We start from the raw sequence: 14,196 nt of genomic DNA, 5'->3' as shown, positions 1-14,196 counted from the left end.
CCGCCCGTGCAACACCAAGGGAGGGAACCGTCAGCGCCCCTCGTGCCCGATGAGCGGGAAGGGCTCGGTGGAGAACACCGCCTCCACCGGGACCCCGAAGTAGGCGGCGATCCGCAGCGCCAGGTGCAGGCTGGGGCTGTACTCGCCGCGCTCCAGGTAGCCCACGGTCTGGTAGTGCACGCCCAGCGCCTCGGCCAGGCTGCGCCGGGAGACGCCCCGCTCGACCCGCATCACCGCGATCCGGTTGTAGATCCGCTCCGCGGGCGCGGAGCCCGCCCGGCCGCCCCGGGCGCGCCCGCTCTCCGCCCGGCCCGCGGCGGCCCCGGCCTGCTCAGACACGCTGCATCGCCTTCTGCCGCGCCGCCTCGACCTTGGCTCCGCTGACCCGGCGCGCCATCCGGCGGAGCAGCACTGGTGCGAGCACCATACCGAGCAGCGCCCAGGCGCCGAGCACGCCCGCCGTCTCCAGCGTCCGCCAGGACTCGCCGATCTCCACCGCGAGCATGCCGTCCGGCAGCAGGGCGGCGCGCATGCCCAGCGCCATCCAGTAGACCGGGAAGACCTGGGCGATCGCCTGCACCCACTCGGGCAGCGCCGTCACCGGGTAGAACACCCCGGAGATCGCGGACAGGCCCATGACCGGCAGCATGCCGATCCCGTTGACCAGCCGGGGGTTGTCGAAGAGCGAGCCGAGCGCGGCGCCGATCGGCACGGTCGCCGCGATGCCCAGGAGCAGCACCCAGAGCAGCATCGGCCAGCCCCGGGCCAGCCCGGCCGCGGTCCCCTCGTACAGGAACAGCCCGGGGACCAGCAGCAGGAGCACCGTGGCGCCGATGAGCGCCAGCATGAAGACGATCTTGCCGCCGAGGTAGACCCCCATCCCGCCGGGCAGCGCCTTGGCCCGCAGCAGGGTGCCGTCCTCCCGGTCCATGGAGAGCGCCGCGGCCATGCCGAGGAGGCCGGTGAACACCACCATCATCCCGATGACGCCGGGCAGGGAGGCCGCGGCCGCGTCCACCCCGGTGCCCTCCACCTCGTCGCCGCGCTGGAAGAAGAGCACCGCCAGGAAGATCCCGATCATCACCGCCGTGCCGAACATCTCCGCCGGGTCGGTGAACGAGCCCCGGGTCTCGATCCGGCCCCGCCGGATGCTCAGCCGCACCAGGTGCGCCCGGTCCGCCACGCCGCTCATCGCACGCCCCCTTCTCCCGCGCCGGCCGCGGAGCCGCCCGACTCGTGCCTGCGCACCAGGTCCATGTAGACCTCCTCCAGCCCGGCCCGGCGCACCTCCAGGTCGGTGACGTCCCCGCCGTGCTGCTCGAACAGCCCCCGGACGAACGCGGCGCCGTCCGGGGTGGAGTGCACGAAGCGCTCCCCGCCGATCCGCCAGCGCACCTCGGAATCGCTGCCCAGCTCGCGGGCGAGCGCCTCCGGGCTGCCGTCGGCGACGATCCGGCCGCCGGCCAGCATCAGGATCCGGTCCGCCAGCTTCTCCGCCTCGTCCAGGTCGTGCGTGGTGAGCAGGATCGTGGTGTCCTCCTCGTCGGCCAGGGCGTGCACCAGGTCGTGGAAGTCCCGGCGGGCTTGCGGGTCGAAGCCGGCGGTGGGCTCGTCCAGGAAGAGCAGGTCGGGCCGGCCGACGATGCCGACCGCGACGTCCACCCGGCGGCGCTGCCCGCCGGAGAGCGAACCGAGCTTGGCCCCGGCGTGCCCGGTCAGGCCGACCAGCTCCAGCAGCTCGTCCACGTCGCGCGGGCGCGGGCGCTCCGGCGAGGAGTAGGGCGCGTAGTGCGCGGCGAACAGCTCCAGCAGGTCGCGCACCCGCCATTTGGCGTGGTCCCGCCAGGACTGCAGCACGACGCCGATCCGGGCGCGCCACGCCTCGCCGCCGCTGATCGGGTCGGCGCCCAGCACCCGGACCTCCCCGGCGGAGCGGGCCCGGAAGCCCTCCAGGATCTCGATGATGGTGGTCTTGCCGGCGCCGTTCGGGCCGAGCAGGGTGAGCACCTCGCCCCGGTCGATCCGGAAGTCGACGCCGTCGAGCACGTCCTTGCCGCCGTAGCGCATGCGCAGGCCGCTCACTTCGACGGCCGCCGGGCCGTCCGGGCCGCGGGCGGCCGGCGCGCCGCCCGCCTTCTCTCCGATTACCGCCATAGGTCGACGACCTTCCGTAGAACCACTGCCTTCATTGATAGTACTTCTACTACATCCCGCCGTACAGTGACCACCGGAGCGGTGTCCGGATCCGGTCCGGGCCCGGGTCAGCCGGTGAGCGCCCCGCCCACCGCGGCGCCGATCGCGGCGGCGCCCAGCCCCGCCCCGATCGAGGCCGCGGCGTTGGCGAAGGCGAGGAACCGGGCCCCGGTGCGCACCAGCGCGAACGTCTCGTAGCCGAAGGTGGAGTAGGTGGAGAGCGCGCCCAGCAGCCCGGTGGCGGCGAACGCGAACAGCGGCCCGGGCAGCGCCGCCTCCACCGCGGCCCCGAACAGCAGGCAGGCGGTGGCGTTCGCGGCGTGCGTCCCCCAGGGGAACCCGGAGTCGTGCCGGGACTGCACGTACCGGTCGACCAGGTAGCGCAGCGGCGCCCCGATCGCGGCGCCCAGCGCCACCATGAGCGCGGTCACCGGCCGCCCCCGGCCCGGCCGAGCACCGCTTCGGCCAGCGCCGTCCCGGCCCAGACCGCGGCCAGCGCGCAGAGCAGCGTGCCGCCGAGGTAGACCAGGGCGGTCGCGGCCCGCTCCGCGTCCAGCAGGCCCTGCGCGTCGATGACGTAGGTGGAGAAGGTGGTGTAGCCGCCCAGCACCCCCACCCCGAGGAACGGGCGGAGCAGCCGGAGCCTCGGGCCGGACCGGGCGACCAGCACCATCAGCACCCCGATCAGCAGGCAGCCGGAGACGTTCACCAGGAAGGTCGCCACCGGGAACTCCCCCGGCGCGGTGGGCAGCAGGACGCTCGCCGCGTACCGGGCGGCGCCGCCGATCGCCCCGCCCGCGGCGATCACCGAGAGCACCGCCCACGGGGCGTCCGGAAGCTCCCGCGCCTGTCCGCGGTCGTGCAGGTCGACATCGGGGTCGATGCCCCCGGGCTCCGCGGGCTCTCCGGCCGTTCCGGACAAGGCGCGCCTCCCATCAGCAGGACCGGGGGCGCGCGTTCGCCCCCGTGCCGACAGGGACCGTTGGCGGCGGTTCACCGCGGTTCCCCCGCTCTGCCCGCGGGGCGGCGGGCCCCACCGCCGGACTCCGATGCTACCCGGGCCCGGCCGGAACCCCGGCGAGGTGCTCCATCACCAGCTCGTTCACCCGGTCGGAGCGCTCCACCCCGGCGAGGTGGGCGGCACCGCGCAGCAGCTCGAACCGGGCCCCGGGGATGCCCGCGGCCAGCCGGCGGCCGTGCCCCGGCGGCAGCAGCGGGTCGTGCGCGCCGGAGACCACCAGCGCGGGCGCGCGCACCCGGGCGATGTCGGGGAACTGGTCGGCGACCGCGACCGCCTCGCAGCAGGCCGCGAACCCCGCGGGGTCCACCCCTTCGAGCCCTTCGGCGACGCACCGCACCACGTCCGGCCGCTCCCGGGCGAACCCGGGGGTGAACCAGGGCAGCAGCACGTCGCGGCGGACCCGGCCCATCCCGCCGGCGCGGGCGCGCTCGGCGATCTCCAGCAGGGTGTCCGGGCACGGGACCCGGGCCGCGCCGGCCAGGTAGGCGATCCGCTGCACCCGGTCCGGGCGGTGCACCGCCAGCCAGGTCCCCGGCATCGCGCCGAATCCCGCGCCGACCACCGACACCCGGCCGATCCCGTACCCGTCCAGCAGCGCCTCGACGTCGGCGCCGAGGTCGGCGACGGCGACCATGGGCCGGTCCCCCGCCGGCGTGGCCCCGTGGCCCCGGTGGTTGACCCGCAGCACCCGGCAGTGCCGGGTCAGCTCGGGGATCTGCGGCTCCCAGACCGACCACTTGGCGCCGAACGGCGGCAGGAGGAGGACGACGGGCCCGTCCTGCGGCCCGTCGAAGCGGTGCTGCAGCGGAACGACGGCCATACGACCTCCGGCGGGACATCAGGCCCGGTCAGGACATGATCGCTCAACCTAACACATGGGTGACACGCGCCACTGGCGCATCCGTACCCCCATCGTCGCAGTTCACCCGGGACGCCCGGGTGGCGGCGAAGCGTCCCCGGTTCTCCGCGGCCGAACACCGCGATCGCGGACCGGAACCGTCCTGGTTCCCCCGTAGCGTCCCTCCTGTACCGAGCGGCAGGGCGCACCGCCCTCCCGGACGCACCACCCGAAGAAACCACCCGGAGAACCGCCCGAAGAAAGGCACGGTGGGGACCATGGCCTCCGAGAACGCGAGCACCGCCCCGAGCGAGCGCGACGAGCTGCTGGAGATCCTGCGCGAGCAGCGCCGGTTCCTCCGGCTGACCGTCCGCGGGCTCGGCGACGAGCAGGCCACCGCCCGGACCACCGCGAGCGAACTGACCCTCGCCGGCCTGGTCAAGCACGTCGCGCTGTCCGAGCGGGGCTGGATCGACATCATGCTGCAGCGCCCGCCCCAGGGCCCGGAGCGGAACGAGGAGACCTGGGGCGACGACTTCCGCCTGGTCGGCGAGGAGACCCTGGCCGGCGTGCTCGCCCTCTACCGGGAGGTCGAGCGGGACACCGAGGCCTCCGTGGCCGCCCTGCCCGACCTGGACCGCACCGCGCCGCTCCCGGAGGCGCCCTGGTTCCCGCCGAACGCCGCCTGGTCGGCCCGGCGCATCCTGCTCCACCTCATCCGGGAGACCGCGCAGCACTGCGGGCACGCCGACATCATCCGCGAATCGCTGGACGGCTCCGGCACCACCGAGGTCATGCTGGACGCGGTCGAGTGGGGCGACCAGGTGAAGAACGCCTGGTGACCGGCGGCCGGCGGCGGACGCCTGGCCGCGGCGCGGCGGGAGGCGGGGCGACCCCGTTTCCCGCCGCGCCGCCTCTACCGGCGCCTCCCCTGACCGCGCCGCGGCGCCTCCGTCCCGCCGGCTAATCCCACTCCAGGCAGAACGGGTGGCCGGCGGGATCGGCGTAGACCCGGAACCTCTTCCCCTCCGGCGCGGCGAGCCGCACCGCGCCCAGCGCGAGGACGCTCCGCTCCGCCTCGTCGACGTCCTCGTCCACCCGGATGTCCAGGTGGACCTGCTGCGGACGTCCCGGCTCCGGCCACTCCGGCGGCACGTGGTCCGGTGCCCGCTGGAAGCTGATCCGCCCGGTCCGGACGTCCCCGATGTCGACCCAGTCGCCTTCGTCGGCGGTGATCGGCACGCCCAGCACTTCGGCGTAGAACCGGGCCAGCGCCTGCGGGTCGGGGCAGTCGAACACCACCGAGGACAGCCTGCCGATCATCGCTCCCCCTTCACCGGCCCGCCTGCGCGGCCCTGGTGCTGCAGCCCTGCCGTGCGGCCCTGATCCACGGCCCTGCTGCACGGTCTTCCCTGCCGGACGCCCCGCCGAACCCCCGGGGCCCCGCCGACCTCCCGGGGGTCCGGGCCGCATCCGGCGCACCGCCGGGAACGCCCCGGCCGGATGCGGCCACGCCGACCGTCCCGGGACCTCCCCAGGCGTCACCTCTCTGAACAGGTTCATCTCATATCTTCAGGTCGAGATACCTACCGCCGACCGTCCCGGCTCCCATACGTGATGCCCCCTGCCCAGAGGGTATGAATGCGGACGAAGAGAACCCCTTGAGCAGAGCACCGTCGAGGCACCGCTGCCGGACGGTACGAGGTCCCGCCGGAGACCAGGTCCCCGACGGGACCTGACCGTGGTCCGGGTCCCCCCGCCCGGACGCCCCCACCGGTGAAGGGACCAGCCCGCTCCATGGCCAAGCAGGACGACCTGAGAAGAGACCCCGGCTCCCCCTCCGGCGGATGTACGGCATACGACGGACTCGCCCGCACCTGGGGCGGGTGGCGGAAGTCCTCGCACAGCGGGGAGGGAAGTTCGTGCGTGTCGGTGCGCCCCGCCGGCGGCGGAATCGCGATCCGCGACTCGAAGAACCCGGAGCAGCAGGCCCTTCACGTCCCTTTCCGCTCCTGGCTCGCGTTCACCGCCGCCGTCCGCGAAGGGAGCCGCCGGCCCGGTGGCGCCTGACGGCCCGGGAAGGGGCGGCGGCCGCGGCGATGCGCCGGGGCCGCAGCGGCCGCCGCGGGCGCCCCCCCCTTCCGGCGGGGCCGCGGCGGCCGAGACTCAGTAGAGCACCGTGGGATAGATGTCCCGGCTCTCCCGCAGCCCCTGCGACAGGCTCTCCGTGCTGGGATGGCCCTCCCCGAGCACATCGGCGTAACGGGGCCGCAGCTCCGCCAGCCTCGCTCCGGGCTCCTCCCCGTCGAGCTCCGCTTCGCCCACGGCCAGGTTGCGCTCCGCGCACAGGGTGACGGGGTGGTCGGCACCGAGGACTTCGCGGGCGAGTTCCGCGGTGCGCCGGTCCGCTTCGCAGGCCGCGGCCGTCTCGCCCTGGGCCGCCAGCGCGTTGCCCACCGCGATCCGGGTGACGATGGTGTAAGAGTGGCGTTCGCCGAGCCGCCGCTCCAGCCCGGCCAGCGCCTCCTCGCCCAACCGCAGCGCCTTCTCCGTCTGCTCGGCCGCCAGGTAGACGGTGGACAGGTTGCTCGTCAGCGCATAGGTCTGCGGGTGGTCCGCACCGAAGGATTCGGCGTAGGCCGAAAGCGCCCCCTCTCCCTTCTCCAGCGCCTCCGGGATCCGCCCCGCCTCGTACAGGGCCACCGACAGAACCGCCGCGGCCCGCCAGGTGTCCAGTGCATTCGTCCCATGCTGGGCCGCACGCGCCTGGTACACGTCCTGGGCCTGCTCCACCGCCTCCTCGGCCAGGCCGGCGCGGTACTGGGCGACGCTGTGCACGCTCCGGGCGCCGAAATCCTGCCGGGAGCCCTCCCCGAACATGCGGGCCGTCAGCTCCACCATGCTCCGCAGCCAGGACTCCGCCTGCAGGTACCGCCCCGAGGAGAACAGGTCGATGCCGATCGAGACCCCGGCGCTCTGCGACCTCGGGTGCCCCTGGCCGAGGACCTGGCCGAACAGCGCATAGGCTTCGCGGTCGAGGTCGAGGGCCTCCTCCAGCCGGTCCCCGTGGCGCAGGCTCAGCGCGTGCAGCTGGGCATACCCGATCGCCGTCGGGTCCTCCTTGCCCAGCAGCTGCATGCTGGACCGCCACACCTGCTCGCTCAGCTCGATGGCCCCCTGGTAGTCCCCTTCGATCCGCTTGCCGTCGGCCAGGGCGGAGGTCAGCGCCAGAGTGTCCTCGTGCAGCAGGCCGTGCTCGGCCATCAGCGCGTCGCGCAGCCGGGAGTTGATCTCCTGCGCCTCGGTGAACCTGCCCGCTCCGCGCAGTACGGAGATGACCTCGTTGGTGAGGGCGACGCTCTGCGAGTTGGTCTCGTCCGCCTCCTCCCCCCACATCTCCATCGCCCGGCGGGCGACGTTCAGCGCCCCCTGGATGTCGCCCCACCACCTGAGGAAAGTGGTGACGTTCACCGTCAGGTTGCGCACCCACGGCTCGGAGCAGGTGTGCACCTCGGCGGCGCGGATGTGCGGCAGCAGCTCGGAGTAGACCGGCCACTCCGCGGGGTCCAGCGGTTCCTCCGGGTCCATCGCCGCCAGGATGAGGTGGGCCTGGTGCCGGACGGCCTCGCGCTCGCCGGGTTCCAGGCGCTGGCGGAGGGTCTGCTGGACCAGGCGGTGCATCTGCAGGGTGCCGGCCCGGTGGTCCAGGCGGGCCAGGGAGAGCTGGCTGATGTCGCGGAACGCGGCGCTGAGCGCGACCGGGCTGTTCACGATGGAGAGCAGTTCGGGGTCGAGCTGGGCGCCGCGGGCGGCGCGGAAGTAGCGGCGCGGGACCGGGACCGGGGCCAGGAAGGCGCAGACCCGCAGCAGCGCCAGCGCCGAGGGGTTCTTCTCCTCCAGGCGGCGCAGCGACAGGTTCCAGGCGGCGGTGACCGGGCGGCCGTACTCGGTGAGGTCGGGAACGTTGAGCAGGGCCTCGTTCTCCGCCTCGAACGCCTCCAGGTAGTCGTCGGCGTTCATCCCGGTCTGCAGCAGCCAGACCGCGGCCTGCTCCACCGCCAGCGGCAGGTGGCCCAGCACCTCGGCCACCCGGTCCGCGCCCTCGTCGGGCAGGTCCGGCCGGCGCAGCCGGATCAGCTCGCGGCTCTCCTCCGGGCTGAAGACCGACACCTCCAGGGCCCGGGTGGTCCGCTCCCAGTCGGGGTTGCGCGAGGTGATGAGGATCCGGCCGGTGCCGTTGGTGGGCAGGAAGTCGCGGACCATCTCCGGGGACTCGGCGTTGTCGAAGACCAGCAGCCAGTCCCGGTAGGGCACGCCCAGGCGGAGCGCCTCCAGCACCGCCGGGACCGCCTTGTCCTGGGTGGAGTCGACCGGCAGCTCCAGCGTCTCGGCCAGGTCGATGAGCGAGCGCATCATCTCCCCGGTGCTGGACGAGGGGACCCACCAGACCAGGTCGTACTCGTCCTGGTGCCGGTGGACGTACTCGACGGCCAGGTGCGTCTTGCCGACGCCGCCCATGCCCCAGACGGCCTCGGGGAGGATGCTGGTGGTCCCCTCGCTCAGCCGGCCGGCCAGCTCCTCCAGCTCCGCGCTGCGGCCGATGAAGCTGCGGTTCCGCTGCGGGATGGCCGGGGACCAGACCGGCGGCGGGTCGCCGGGCTCGTGCCGGGAGGCCGGGGACGGTGGAACGGAGCGTGCTGCGGCCAACGGATCTCCTGCCGGGTTTCGGGGGGTGTCCCGGGCGGGCGCTTCGTCCTCGGCGGCCGGTCGGAGGGCAGAGCCCTCCTCGTCCGCCCGGGAGGGTTCTGCTGCGACTTCCGTCTCGTCGACTTCCGCGTCTCCTGCACCTTCCGTGTCTTCTGCGCGCGGTGCGGACGCGTCGGTCCGGATGGTCATTCGGTTGCGGTTCCCCTCATCGCCCTGATCCGCTCCGGCCGGATCGCCGTGGCACTGCTCCGCTCCGGACGGCCCGAGCGCCTCGGAAAGCCGGTCCGAAAGGGAGAGATAAGCTCCGGACACAGAGCGTAGCGAAGCATGTACCGCTCTCGCATGGGGAATCGCCTCTTCGGGGACGGCGTCCATCAGTGCCGTACGGGCCGGCTGCAGGAGCGCCGACTCGACCGAGGCCGCCCAGGGCACCGCGGAGCGGACCGACCGGGCCCAGGCCAGCATCGCGCGCAGCGTCTCCGAGCGCCGCCCGTGGGCAAGAAGAACCTCGCGCACCCGGGGCCTGAAGTCAAGAGTGACTTCGTCGGCCCGGGCCGCCCGCTCGCCGGGCACCGTGCGGACCAGCAGTCCGCCGCAGAGCACCTCGGCCAGGTGGCCGCTGTCGGCCTCCGGCAGCACCAGGTGCTGCACGCCGCGCATCGCGGGCAGGCTCAGCGGCACCGCGGCCAGCATCCGGGCCAGCCGGAACGCCGTGTCCGAGGCGTCGGCGCGGAACCGCAGCACCGCGTCCTCGGCGCTCTCCGCCGCCCCCTCCGGCGCCGCGGGGGGCGGCCGCCCTCCGGGCCGCGCCGGGAGCACCCGCACGTGGTAACCGCCGGAAAGCCGGCGGCCGGTGGCGAACCGGGCGAAGTCGGCCAGCCCTTCCGGGAAGGCCACCACCGGCACCGGGACGGCGGACGGCAGCGGCCGGTCCGGCCGGAGCAGCTCCCCGGGGTCGGTCGGATGCACGCCCAGGCGGGTGTTGCTGGGCAGCCCGGAAGCGGCGCCGGCCGGGAAGTCCAGCCGGGCCCGGTAGGTGTCGATGTGCCCGCGGTGCCACTGGCGGCGCGGCAGCGGGTTGAGGATCGCGGTGCAGTGCCGCCGCGCCCACCGCGCCAGCCGGGCGTGCATCCGCCCCGACCGCCACTCCTCGGACATCCCGTCGGTGCACAGCAGCAGCAGCGCGCCGGGGTCGGCGGCCGCGAGCGCCCGGTCCAGCTCCGCCCAGTCCTGCGGCCGGGCCCGCCCGGGCGCCCCGCAGCGGCGGGCGCGCACGTCGCGGAAGACGCCCCGGCCGCCGACCAGCCGCTGGAAGGCGTCCAGGTCGCCGGTGTGCGCCAGCATGGTCAGCGACTCCTCGCGGACCAGCAGCAGCCGGTGGCCGCGCTCGGGCACCGGGCGCAGCGCGGGCAGCCAGCGGCCCGCCGCGGCGCTGTCCCGGGCGGTGGCCTCCTCGTCCAGGGCCCGCTCCGCCGGGGAGGCGGCGGGGACGGCGAACGGGCGCAGCGCCCGGTCCAGCCAGGCCTGGTCGCCGCGGCGCGGCGCGATCCGCGGCGGGGCGGGCGCGGAGACCGGGTACCGCCCCGGCGGGCCGGGGCGGCGGCCTGCGGCGGACGCTCCCCCTCCTGCTCCGGCCCCGGAGGGCGGCGCGCCGGCGGCGCCGGGGGACCCCGCCGCGATCCCGGGGGCCTCGGCCCCGTCGCCCGCTCCGGGCGGCCGCCCGCCCCCGTCCGGGCCGCCCTGCCCGGTCGGCGGTCCCCCCTCCGCGGCGAAGTCCTCGCCGCCCGGCGGCGCGAGGCCCTCCTCCGGCGGTTCCCGCGCCGGAACCGGCTCCTCTTCCGCCGCCTGCGCCCGTTCCGGGGCCTCCGCGGCGCCGTCGCCCTCCAGGTCCGCCCGGACCGCGGCCAGCCACAGCGCCTCGGCTGCCTCGCGGGCGGTCAGCGGCTCGGCGCCCCGGTCCCGGCCGTCCGGGAGCAGACCCGCGCCCGCGCCGCTCCGGCGCCGCGCCGGTCCCCCCGGCGCGCGCCCGTCCCCGGTCCGCTGCGGATTCACGCCCACGTCCCCCGCACCTCGGGCCCGGTCACCCTGCGCCAGAGGAAGTCGAGCAGCTCGTCCCAGGACTCCCCGTCCACCGCCCCCGGGGCGCTGACCGCGATGTGCACCGAGTTGAGCAGCTGGTCGGGGGTGAGCCCGCCGGCCTCCAGACGCCGCTCCAGGAACCTCCGGACCAGGCGGCGCGCCTGCTCGCCCACCTCGTGCTCCGCCCCCGTTCCGGCGAACCGCCGCTCGAAGTGCGCGGCGACCATCGCGGCGAGCCGCTCCTCGTCCGGGTGGCCCATGTCCAGGTGCAGGCAGCGGCGCTTGAACGCCTCGGGGAACTCCCGCTCCCCGTTGCTGGCCATCACGATCAGGGGGAACGCCCGGCAGGCCACATGGCCGCCGGCGACCACCGCGCGCCGCCCCGGGTCGTCGGTGGACACCTCGACCTCGTGCGCGGCCCGCCTGCGGGTCAGCTCGGGGATGCGGAACTCGCCCTCCTCCAGCACGTCCAGCAGGTCGTTGGCGAGGTCCAGGTCGCCCTTGTCGATCTCGTCCACGAGCAGCACCCGCGGCAGCCGGTGCGCGAGCAGCGCGGTGCCCAGCGGGCCCAGCCGCAGGTAGTCCCCGATGTCGTCGGCGCGCTCCCCGGCCCCCTCGCCGCGGTCCTCTCCGGGGCGGCCCTGCTCGGCTGCCAGGTCGTGCACCCGCCCGATCGGGTCGTAGGAGTACAGGCCGTGCGCGACCGCGGTGCGGCTGCCGATCGGCCAGCGCAGCACCCGGCCCAGCCCCAGCTCGCGGCTGATCCGGTAGGCGAGGCTGCTCTTGCCCACCCCCGGAGGGCCGGTGACCAGCAGCGGCCGCCGCAGGTACAGCGCCGCGTTGACCGCGTTGGCCTCCTCCCGGGAGGCCGGGGCGCCGCCGGAGGTGCCGAGCCGGCGCACCTGCCCCTCCTCGTCCTCGGGCGGGTCCGGCTGGAGCGGGCCGCCCTGGAAGTCGCGCCAGGGCGGCGGGGGCGGCAGGTCGCCGCCGAGCGGCCGGGCACGCGGGACTCCGGTGCCCCGGTAGATCCACCAGGCCGGCTGCGCCGCTTCGTCCATCGCAGGCCCTCTCTCAGAGGCGCGCGGGCGGTTCGCCTCCCGGGGCGAACCTCCGCAGGGGGCGGTCGGGGTCGTCGTGCAGCAGCACGGGCCGGATCGCTTCGCCGCCGTCCGGCGCGTCCCTGGCGGCGCGCCGGATCCGGTCGACCGCGCCGTGCACGCGCAGCGCGGCGGTCCTCGCTTCCTGCTCGCCGCCGCCGAGCTCCTGCTCCAACCGGTCGCGGAAGGCGCGGCCGAGGCGGCCCCGGCGGTCCCAGAGCAGGAACGGGAACCCGTGGGCGAGGGCGCAGTGCAGCCCGTCCCTGCCGGAGCGGTCGGCCGCGCCCGGTTCCAGGGCCGCGATCACCGCGTGGCGGTCCTCGCCCATCCTGCGGTACAGGTCGCCGCGGCGGCGCTCGTCCCAGTCGGCCTCCGCGCCGACCCAGTGCACCCGCGGGCGGGCGCCGTTCTTCAGCGCGGCCCAGCGGAGGAGCCTGCGGCGCACGGGGACCATCTCGTTCTCCAGCCCGCGCAGCACCACCCGGTAGTGGTCGCCCAGCTCGACGGTGAAGTCGCCGCCGAGCACCGGGTAGGGCCAGGCCTCGGCCTCCAGGGCGAGCAGTTCCAGCGGCAGCCCCACCTCGATCAGCAGCTCCGAGCTCAGGTCGTGGGCCCACCCGCGCTCGGCGTCGAGCACCGCGCGCACCGCGCGGTCGCCGAGCCGGTCGGCGTCGACGACCTCCTCGCTCACCCGGTAGGGGCGCCACTCGGCGGGGTCGGTCTGGCTCCACACGCTGAGCCTGCGGCGCGGATCGGCGGGGTCCTCGTGCTCCCGCTCCACCTGCAGGATCAGGTAGCAGGGGGTGTCCGCGCGGTACTCCTCCAGCGCTCTGCGGTGCTCCTGCAGGCGGGGGCGGACCCCGCGGACGCCGACCCGCTCCAGGCGCCCCGCCTCGGCGTCGACCCAGTCCGCCAGGGACGCGGCCGCCAGCGCCTGCCGGGTGTCGGGCGGGTGCGCGGCGTCCAGCTCGTACCGGAGCAGGTCGGCGAAGACCAGGCGGGGCGGCACCCCCCGGTCGGCCATGGCGTCGGAGAGCCGGCGGAACCCGTCCCAGGCGTCCTCGATCGCGGTGTCCCGGTCCGGGGTGGCCCAGCGCGGCGCGGCGATCCGGTACACGGTGCGCAGCCTGGGGGTGCGCAGCCCGCGCAGCAGCGACCGCATCTCCTCCTGCTCGCGGGCCTCGGGGCCGCGGCCGCGCCCGGGGGCGGCCAGCTCGGCCAGCCGACGCTCGGCGGGGCAGCCCTCGGCGAACAGGTTCAGCGCCTGCCACAGCGCGGCCGGCCCGCCGGGCAGCTTCCAGCACTCGTGGACCAGGTCGAACGCCCACCTGTTGAGTTCGGCGCCGCCGATGCGGTCGTCGGGGCCCGGCCCGGTCTGCAGGGTGCGGCCGAGCCGCACCTCGACGGCGGTGAGCATCCGGCGGCGGTCGCTCGGCCGGGCGAGCCACCGCTCCTCGCGCAGGTCGCGGCAGACGTCGTTGGCCACCGCGGGGTCGGGGCGGTCCTCCTCGCCCCAGGTGAGCATCGGGCCCAGCGGCGCCCAGGCGTCCAGCAGCACCTCCAGCGGGAGCATGACCGCGATCCGCGCCTCCGGGTCGTCGTAGGCGCCGGTGACGATCCCGATGACGGCCCCGGTCTCCCGGTCCTGCACCCCCGCCCCGCTGTAGCCGGGCACGATCCGCTTGCCCGTGGAGCTCTGCCCCTCCATCTGCACGCCGCGGGGGCGGCCGCCGCGGTCGCGGAGCGCGTAGTAGGCCCACAGCTCGGTCTCGCCGCCGCCGGGGTAGCCGCAGACGCCGACCTCGCGGCCGGCGGGCTCGCCGCAGCGGCGCAGCTCGGGCGGGCGCAGCGGGGCGGGCGGGGCGCGGTCCAGGGAGAGCACCGCGAAGTCGGCCGGCCCGTCGTCGAACACCTCGGCGACCTCGGCCCGCTCGGTCCAGCCGGGCGCCGCCACCGGGCCGTCCACCACCACCCGGCTCTCCCGCGCCGCGGCGCCGGCCAGCACGTGCGCCGAGGTCAGTACCCGGGCGTCCGGGAGCACGACGCCGGTGCCGTGGTCGCGCAGCCGCTCGCGGCCGCCGGAGGTGTCGAAGACGCGTACCCGTACCGTCCAGCCGCCGGCCACGTCCCTGCGCACCTCCTCCCGGGTCCCCCCTGAACCCCCCATCCAACGACGCCGGAGGGCCGACCGGCAAGGGCCCCTGCCGTTCCGCGCGCTCCTTGGCCGGGACCGGCCGCCCGGGCCCGCGGCCGCGGGCCCG

The 14,196-nt window shown here is 75.7% G+C and carries 12 protein-coding genes; 2 read left to right on the top strand and 10 right to left on the bottom strand.

What is annotated here, in order from left to right; translation table 11 throughout:
• Positions 1-30: 30 nt before the first annotated feature.
• From D459_RS0122330 to D459_RS0122305, 6 genes are all read right to left on the bottom strand, one after another.
• Positions 31-339: a helix-turn-helix transcriptional regulator gene (locus D459_RS0122330; RefSeq protein WP_017595236.1), complete on the bottom strand. Its 309-nt coding sequence runs from the start codon at positions 337-339 to the stop codon at positions 31-33.
• Positions 332-1,192 (bottom strand): ABC transporter permease, encoded by an 861-nt coding sequence (locus tag D459_RS0122325; protein ID WP_017595235.1) that lies wholly within the window; start codon positions 1,190-1,192, stop codon positions 332-334. The genes D459_RS0122330 and D459_RS0122325 overlap by 8 nt, the downstream gene beginning before the upstream one ends.
• Positions 1,189-2,154 carry an ABC transporter ATP-binding protein gene (locus D459_RS0122320; protein WP_017595234.1) on the bottom strand — a complete coding sequence of 322 codons (966 nt, stop codon included), beginning with the start codon at positions 2,152-2,154 and terminating at the stop codon, positions 1,189-1,191. Before D459_RS0122320 ends, D459_RS0122325 begins: the two co-directional genes overlap by 4 nt.
• A 107-nt stretch (positions 2,155-2,261) precedes the next feature.
• On the bottom strand, positions 2,262-2,624 hold the full coding sequence (locus D459_RS0122315; protein ID WP_017595233.1) for a fluoride efflux transporter FluC: 363 nt from the start codon (positions 2,622-2,624) through the stop codon (positions 2,262-2,264).
• Positions 2,621-3,115 carry a fluoride efflux transporter CrcB gene (gene crcB / locus D459_RS0122310; protein ID WP_017595232.1) on the bottom strand — a complete coding sequence of 165 codons (495 nt, stop codon included), beginning with the start codon at positions 3,113-3,115 and terminating at the stop codon, positions 2,621-2,623. Before crcB ends, D459_RS0122315 begins: the two co-directional genes overlap by 4 nt.
• A gap of 130 nt (positions 3,116-3,245) precedes the next feature.
• Positions 3,246-4,034, bottom strand: a complete 789-nt coding sequence (locus tag D459_RS0122305; RefSeq protein WP_017595231.1) for an alpha/beta fold hydrolase — start codon at positions 4,032-4,034, stop codon at positions 3,246-3,248.
• Between the two features lie 296 nt (positions 4,035-4,330).
• Between D459_RS0122305 and D459_RS0122300 the strand changes: the two genes are divergently transcribed.
• Positions 4,331-4,894: a DinB family protein gene (locus D459_RS0122300; RefSeq protein WP_017595230.1), complete on the top strand. Its 564-nt coding sequence runs from the start codon at positions 4,331-4,333 to the stop codon at positions 4,892-4,894.
• A 121-nt stretch (positions 4,895-5,015) separates the two neighbouring features.
• Here D459_RS0122300 and D459_RS0122295 read toward each other — a convergent pair whose 3' ends face one another.
• Entirely contained in the window at positions 5,016-5,375 is a 360-nt protein-coding gene (locus D459_RS0122295; RefSeq protein WP_017595229.1) for a VOC family protein, read from the bottom strand.
• A 474-nt stretch (positions 5,376-5,849) separates the two neighbouring features.
• Here D459_RS0122295 and D459_RS34600 point away from each other — a divergent pair, with 474 nt between their 5' ends.
• Entirely contained in the window at positions 5,850-6,122 is a 273-nt protein-coding gene (locus D459_RS34600; RefSeq protein ID WP_081620663.1) for a DUF397 domain-containing protein, read from the top strand.
• A gap of 96 nt (positions 6,123-6,218) precedes the next feature.
• Here D459_RS34600 and fxsT read toward each other — a convergent pair whose 3' ends face one another.
• Genes fxsT through D459_RS0122275 form a run of 3 tightly spaced genes read right to left on the bottom strand, consistent with a single transcriptional unit; the run spans position 6,219 to position 14,072 of the window.
• The gene (fxsT, locus tag D459_RS0122285; RefSeq protein WP_017595227.1) at positions 6,219-10,817 is read right to left on the bottom strand and encodes an FxSxx-COOH system tetratricopeptide repeat protein; all 4,599 of its coding nucleotides are present in this window, start codon (positions 10,815-10,817) and stop codon (positions 6,219-6,221) included.
• Positions 10,808-11,896 carry an AAA family ATPase gene (locus D459_RS0122280; protein ID WP_017595226.1) on the bottom strand — a complete coding sequence of 363 codons (1,089 nt, stop codon included), beginning with the start codon at positions 11,894-11,896 and terminating at the stop codon, positions 10,808-10,810. The genes fxsT and D459_RS0122280 overlap by 10 nt, the downstream gene beginning before the upstream one ends.
• A gap of 13 nt (positions 11,897-11,909) precedes the next feature.
• Complete coding sequence (locus D459_RS0122275) at positions 11,910-14,072, bottom strand: VMAP-C domain-containing protein (protein ID WP_161634172.1); 2,163 nt, start codon at positions 14,070-14,072, stop codon at positions 11,910-11,912.
• Positions 14,073-14,196 lie beyond the last annotated feature (124 nt).

It is taken from the genome of Nocardiopsis potens DSM 45234, assembly GCF_000341105.1.
GTDB lineage: Bacteria > Actinomycetota > Actinomycetes > Streptosporangiales > Streptosporangiaceae > Nocardiopsis_A > Nocardiopsis_A potens.
The sequence above is the reverse complement of the archived record's forward strand: the minus strand, read 5'-3'. Positions and strand labels throughout refer to the sequence as shown.

Coding starts and splice junctions, on each gene's coding strand:
- D459_RS0122280 (WP_017595226.1), bottom strand. CDS start 11,896: ATGGACGAAGCGGCGCAGCCGGCCTGGTGGATCTACCGGGGCACCGGA.
- D459_RS34600 (WP_081620663.1), top strand. CDS start 5,850: ATGGCCAAGCAGGACGACCTGAGAAGAGACCCCGGCTCCCCCTCCGGC.
- D459_RS0122325 (WP_017595235.1), bottom strand. CDS start 1,192: ATGAGCGGCGTGGCGGACCGGGCGCACCTGGTGCGGCTGAGCATCCGG.
- D459_RS0122305 (WP_017595231.1), bottom strand. CDS start 4,034: ATGGCCGTCGTTCCGCTGCAGCACCGCTTCGACGGGCCGCAGGACGGG.
- D459_RS0122320 (WP_017595234.1), bottom strand. CDS start 2,154: ATGGCGGTAATCGGAGAGAAGGCGGGCGGCGCGCCGGCCGCCCGCGGC.
- D459_RS0122300 (WP_017595230.1), top strand. CDS start 4,331: ATGGCCTCCGAGAACGCGAGCACCGCCCCGAGCGAGCGCGACGAGCTG.
- D459_RS0122295 (WP_017595229.1), bottom strand. CDS start 5,375: ATGATCGGCAGGCTGTCCTCGGTGGTGTTCGACTGCCCCGACCCGCAG.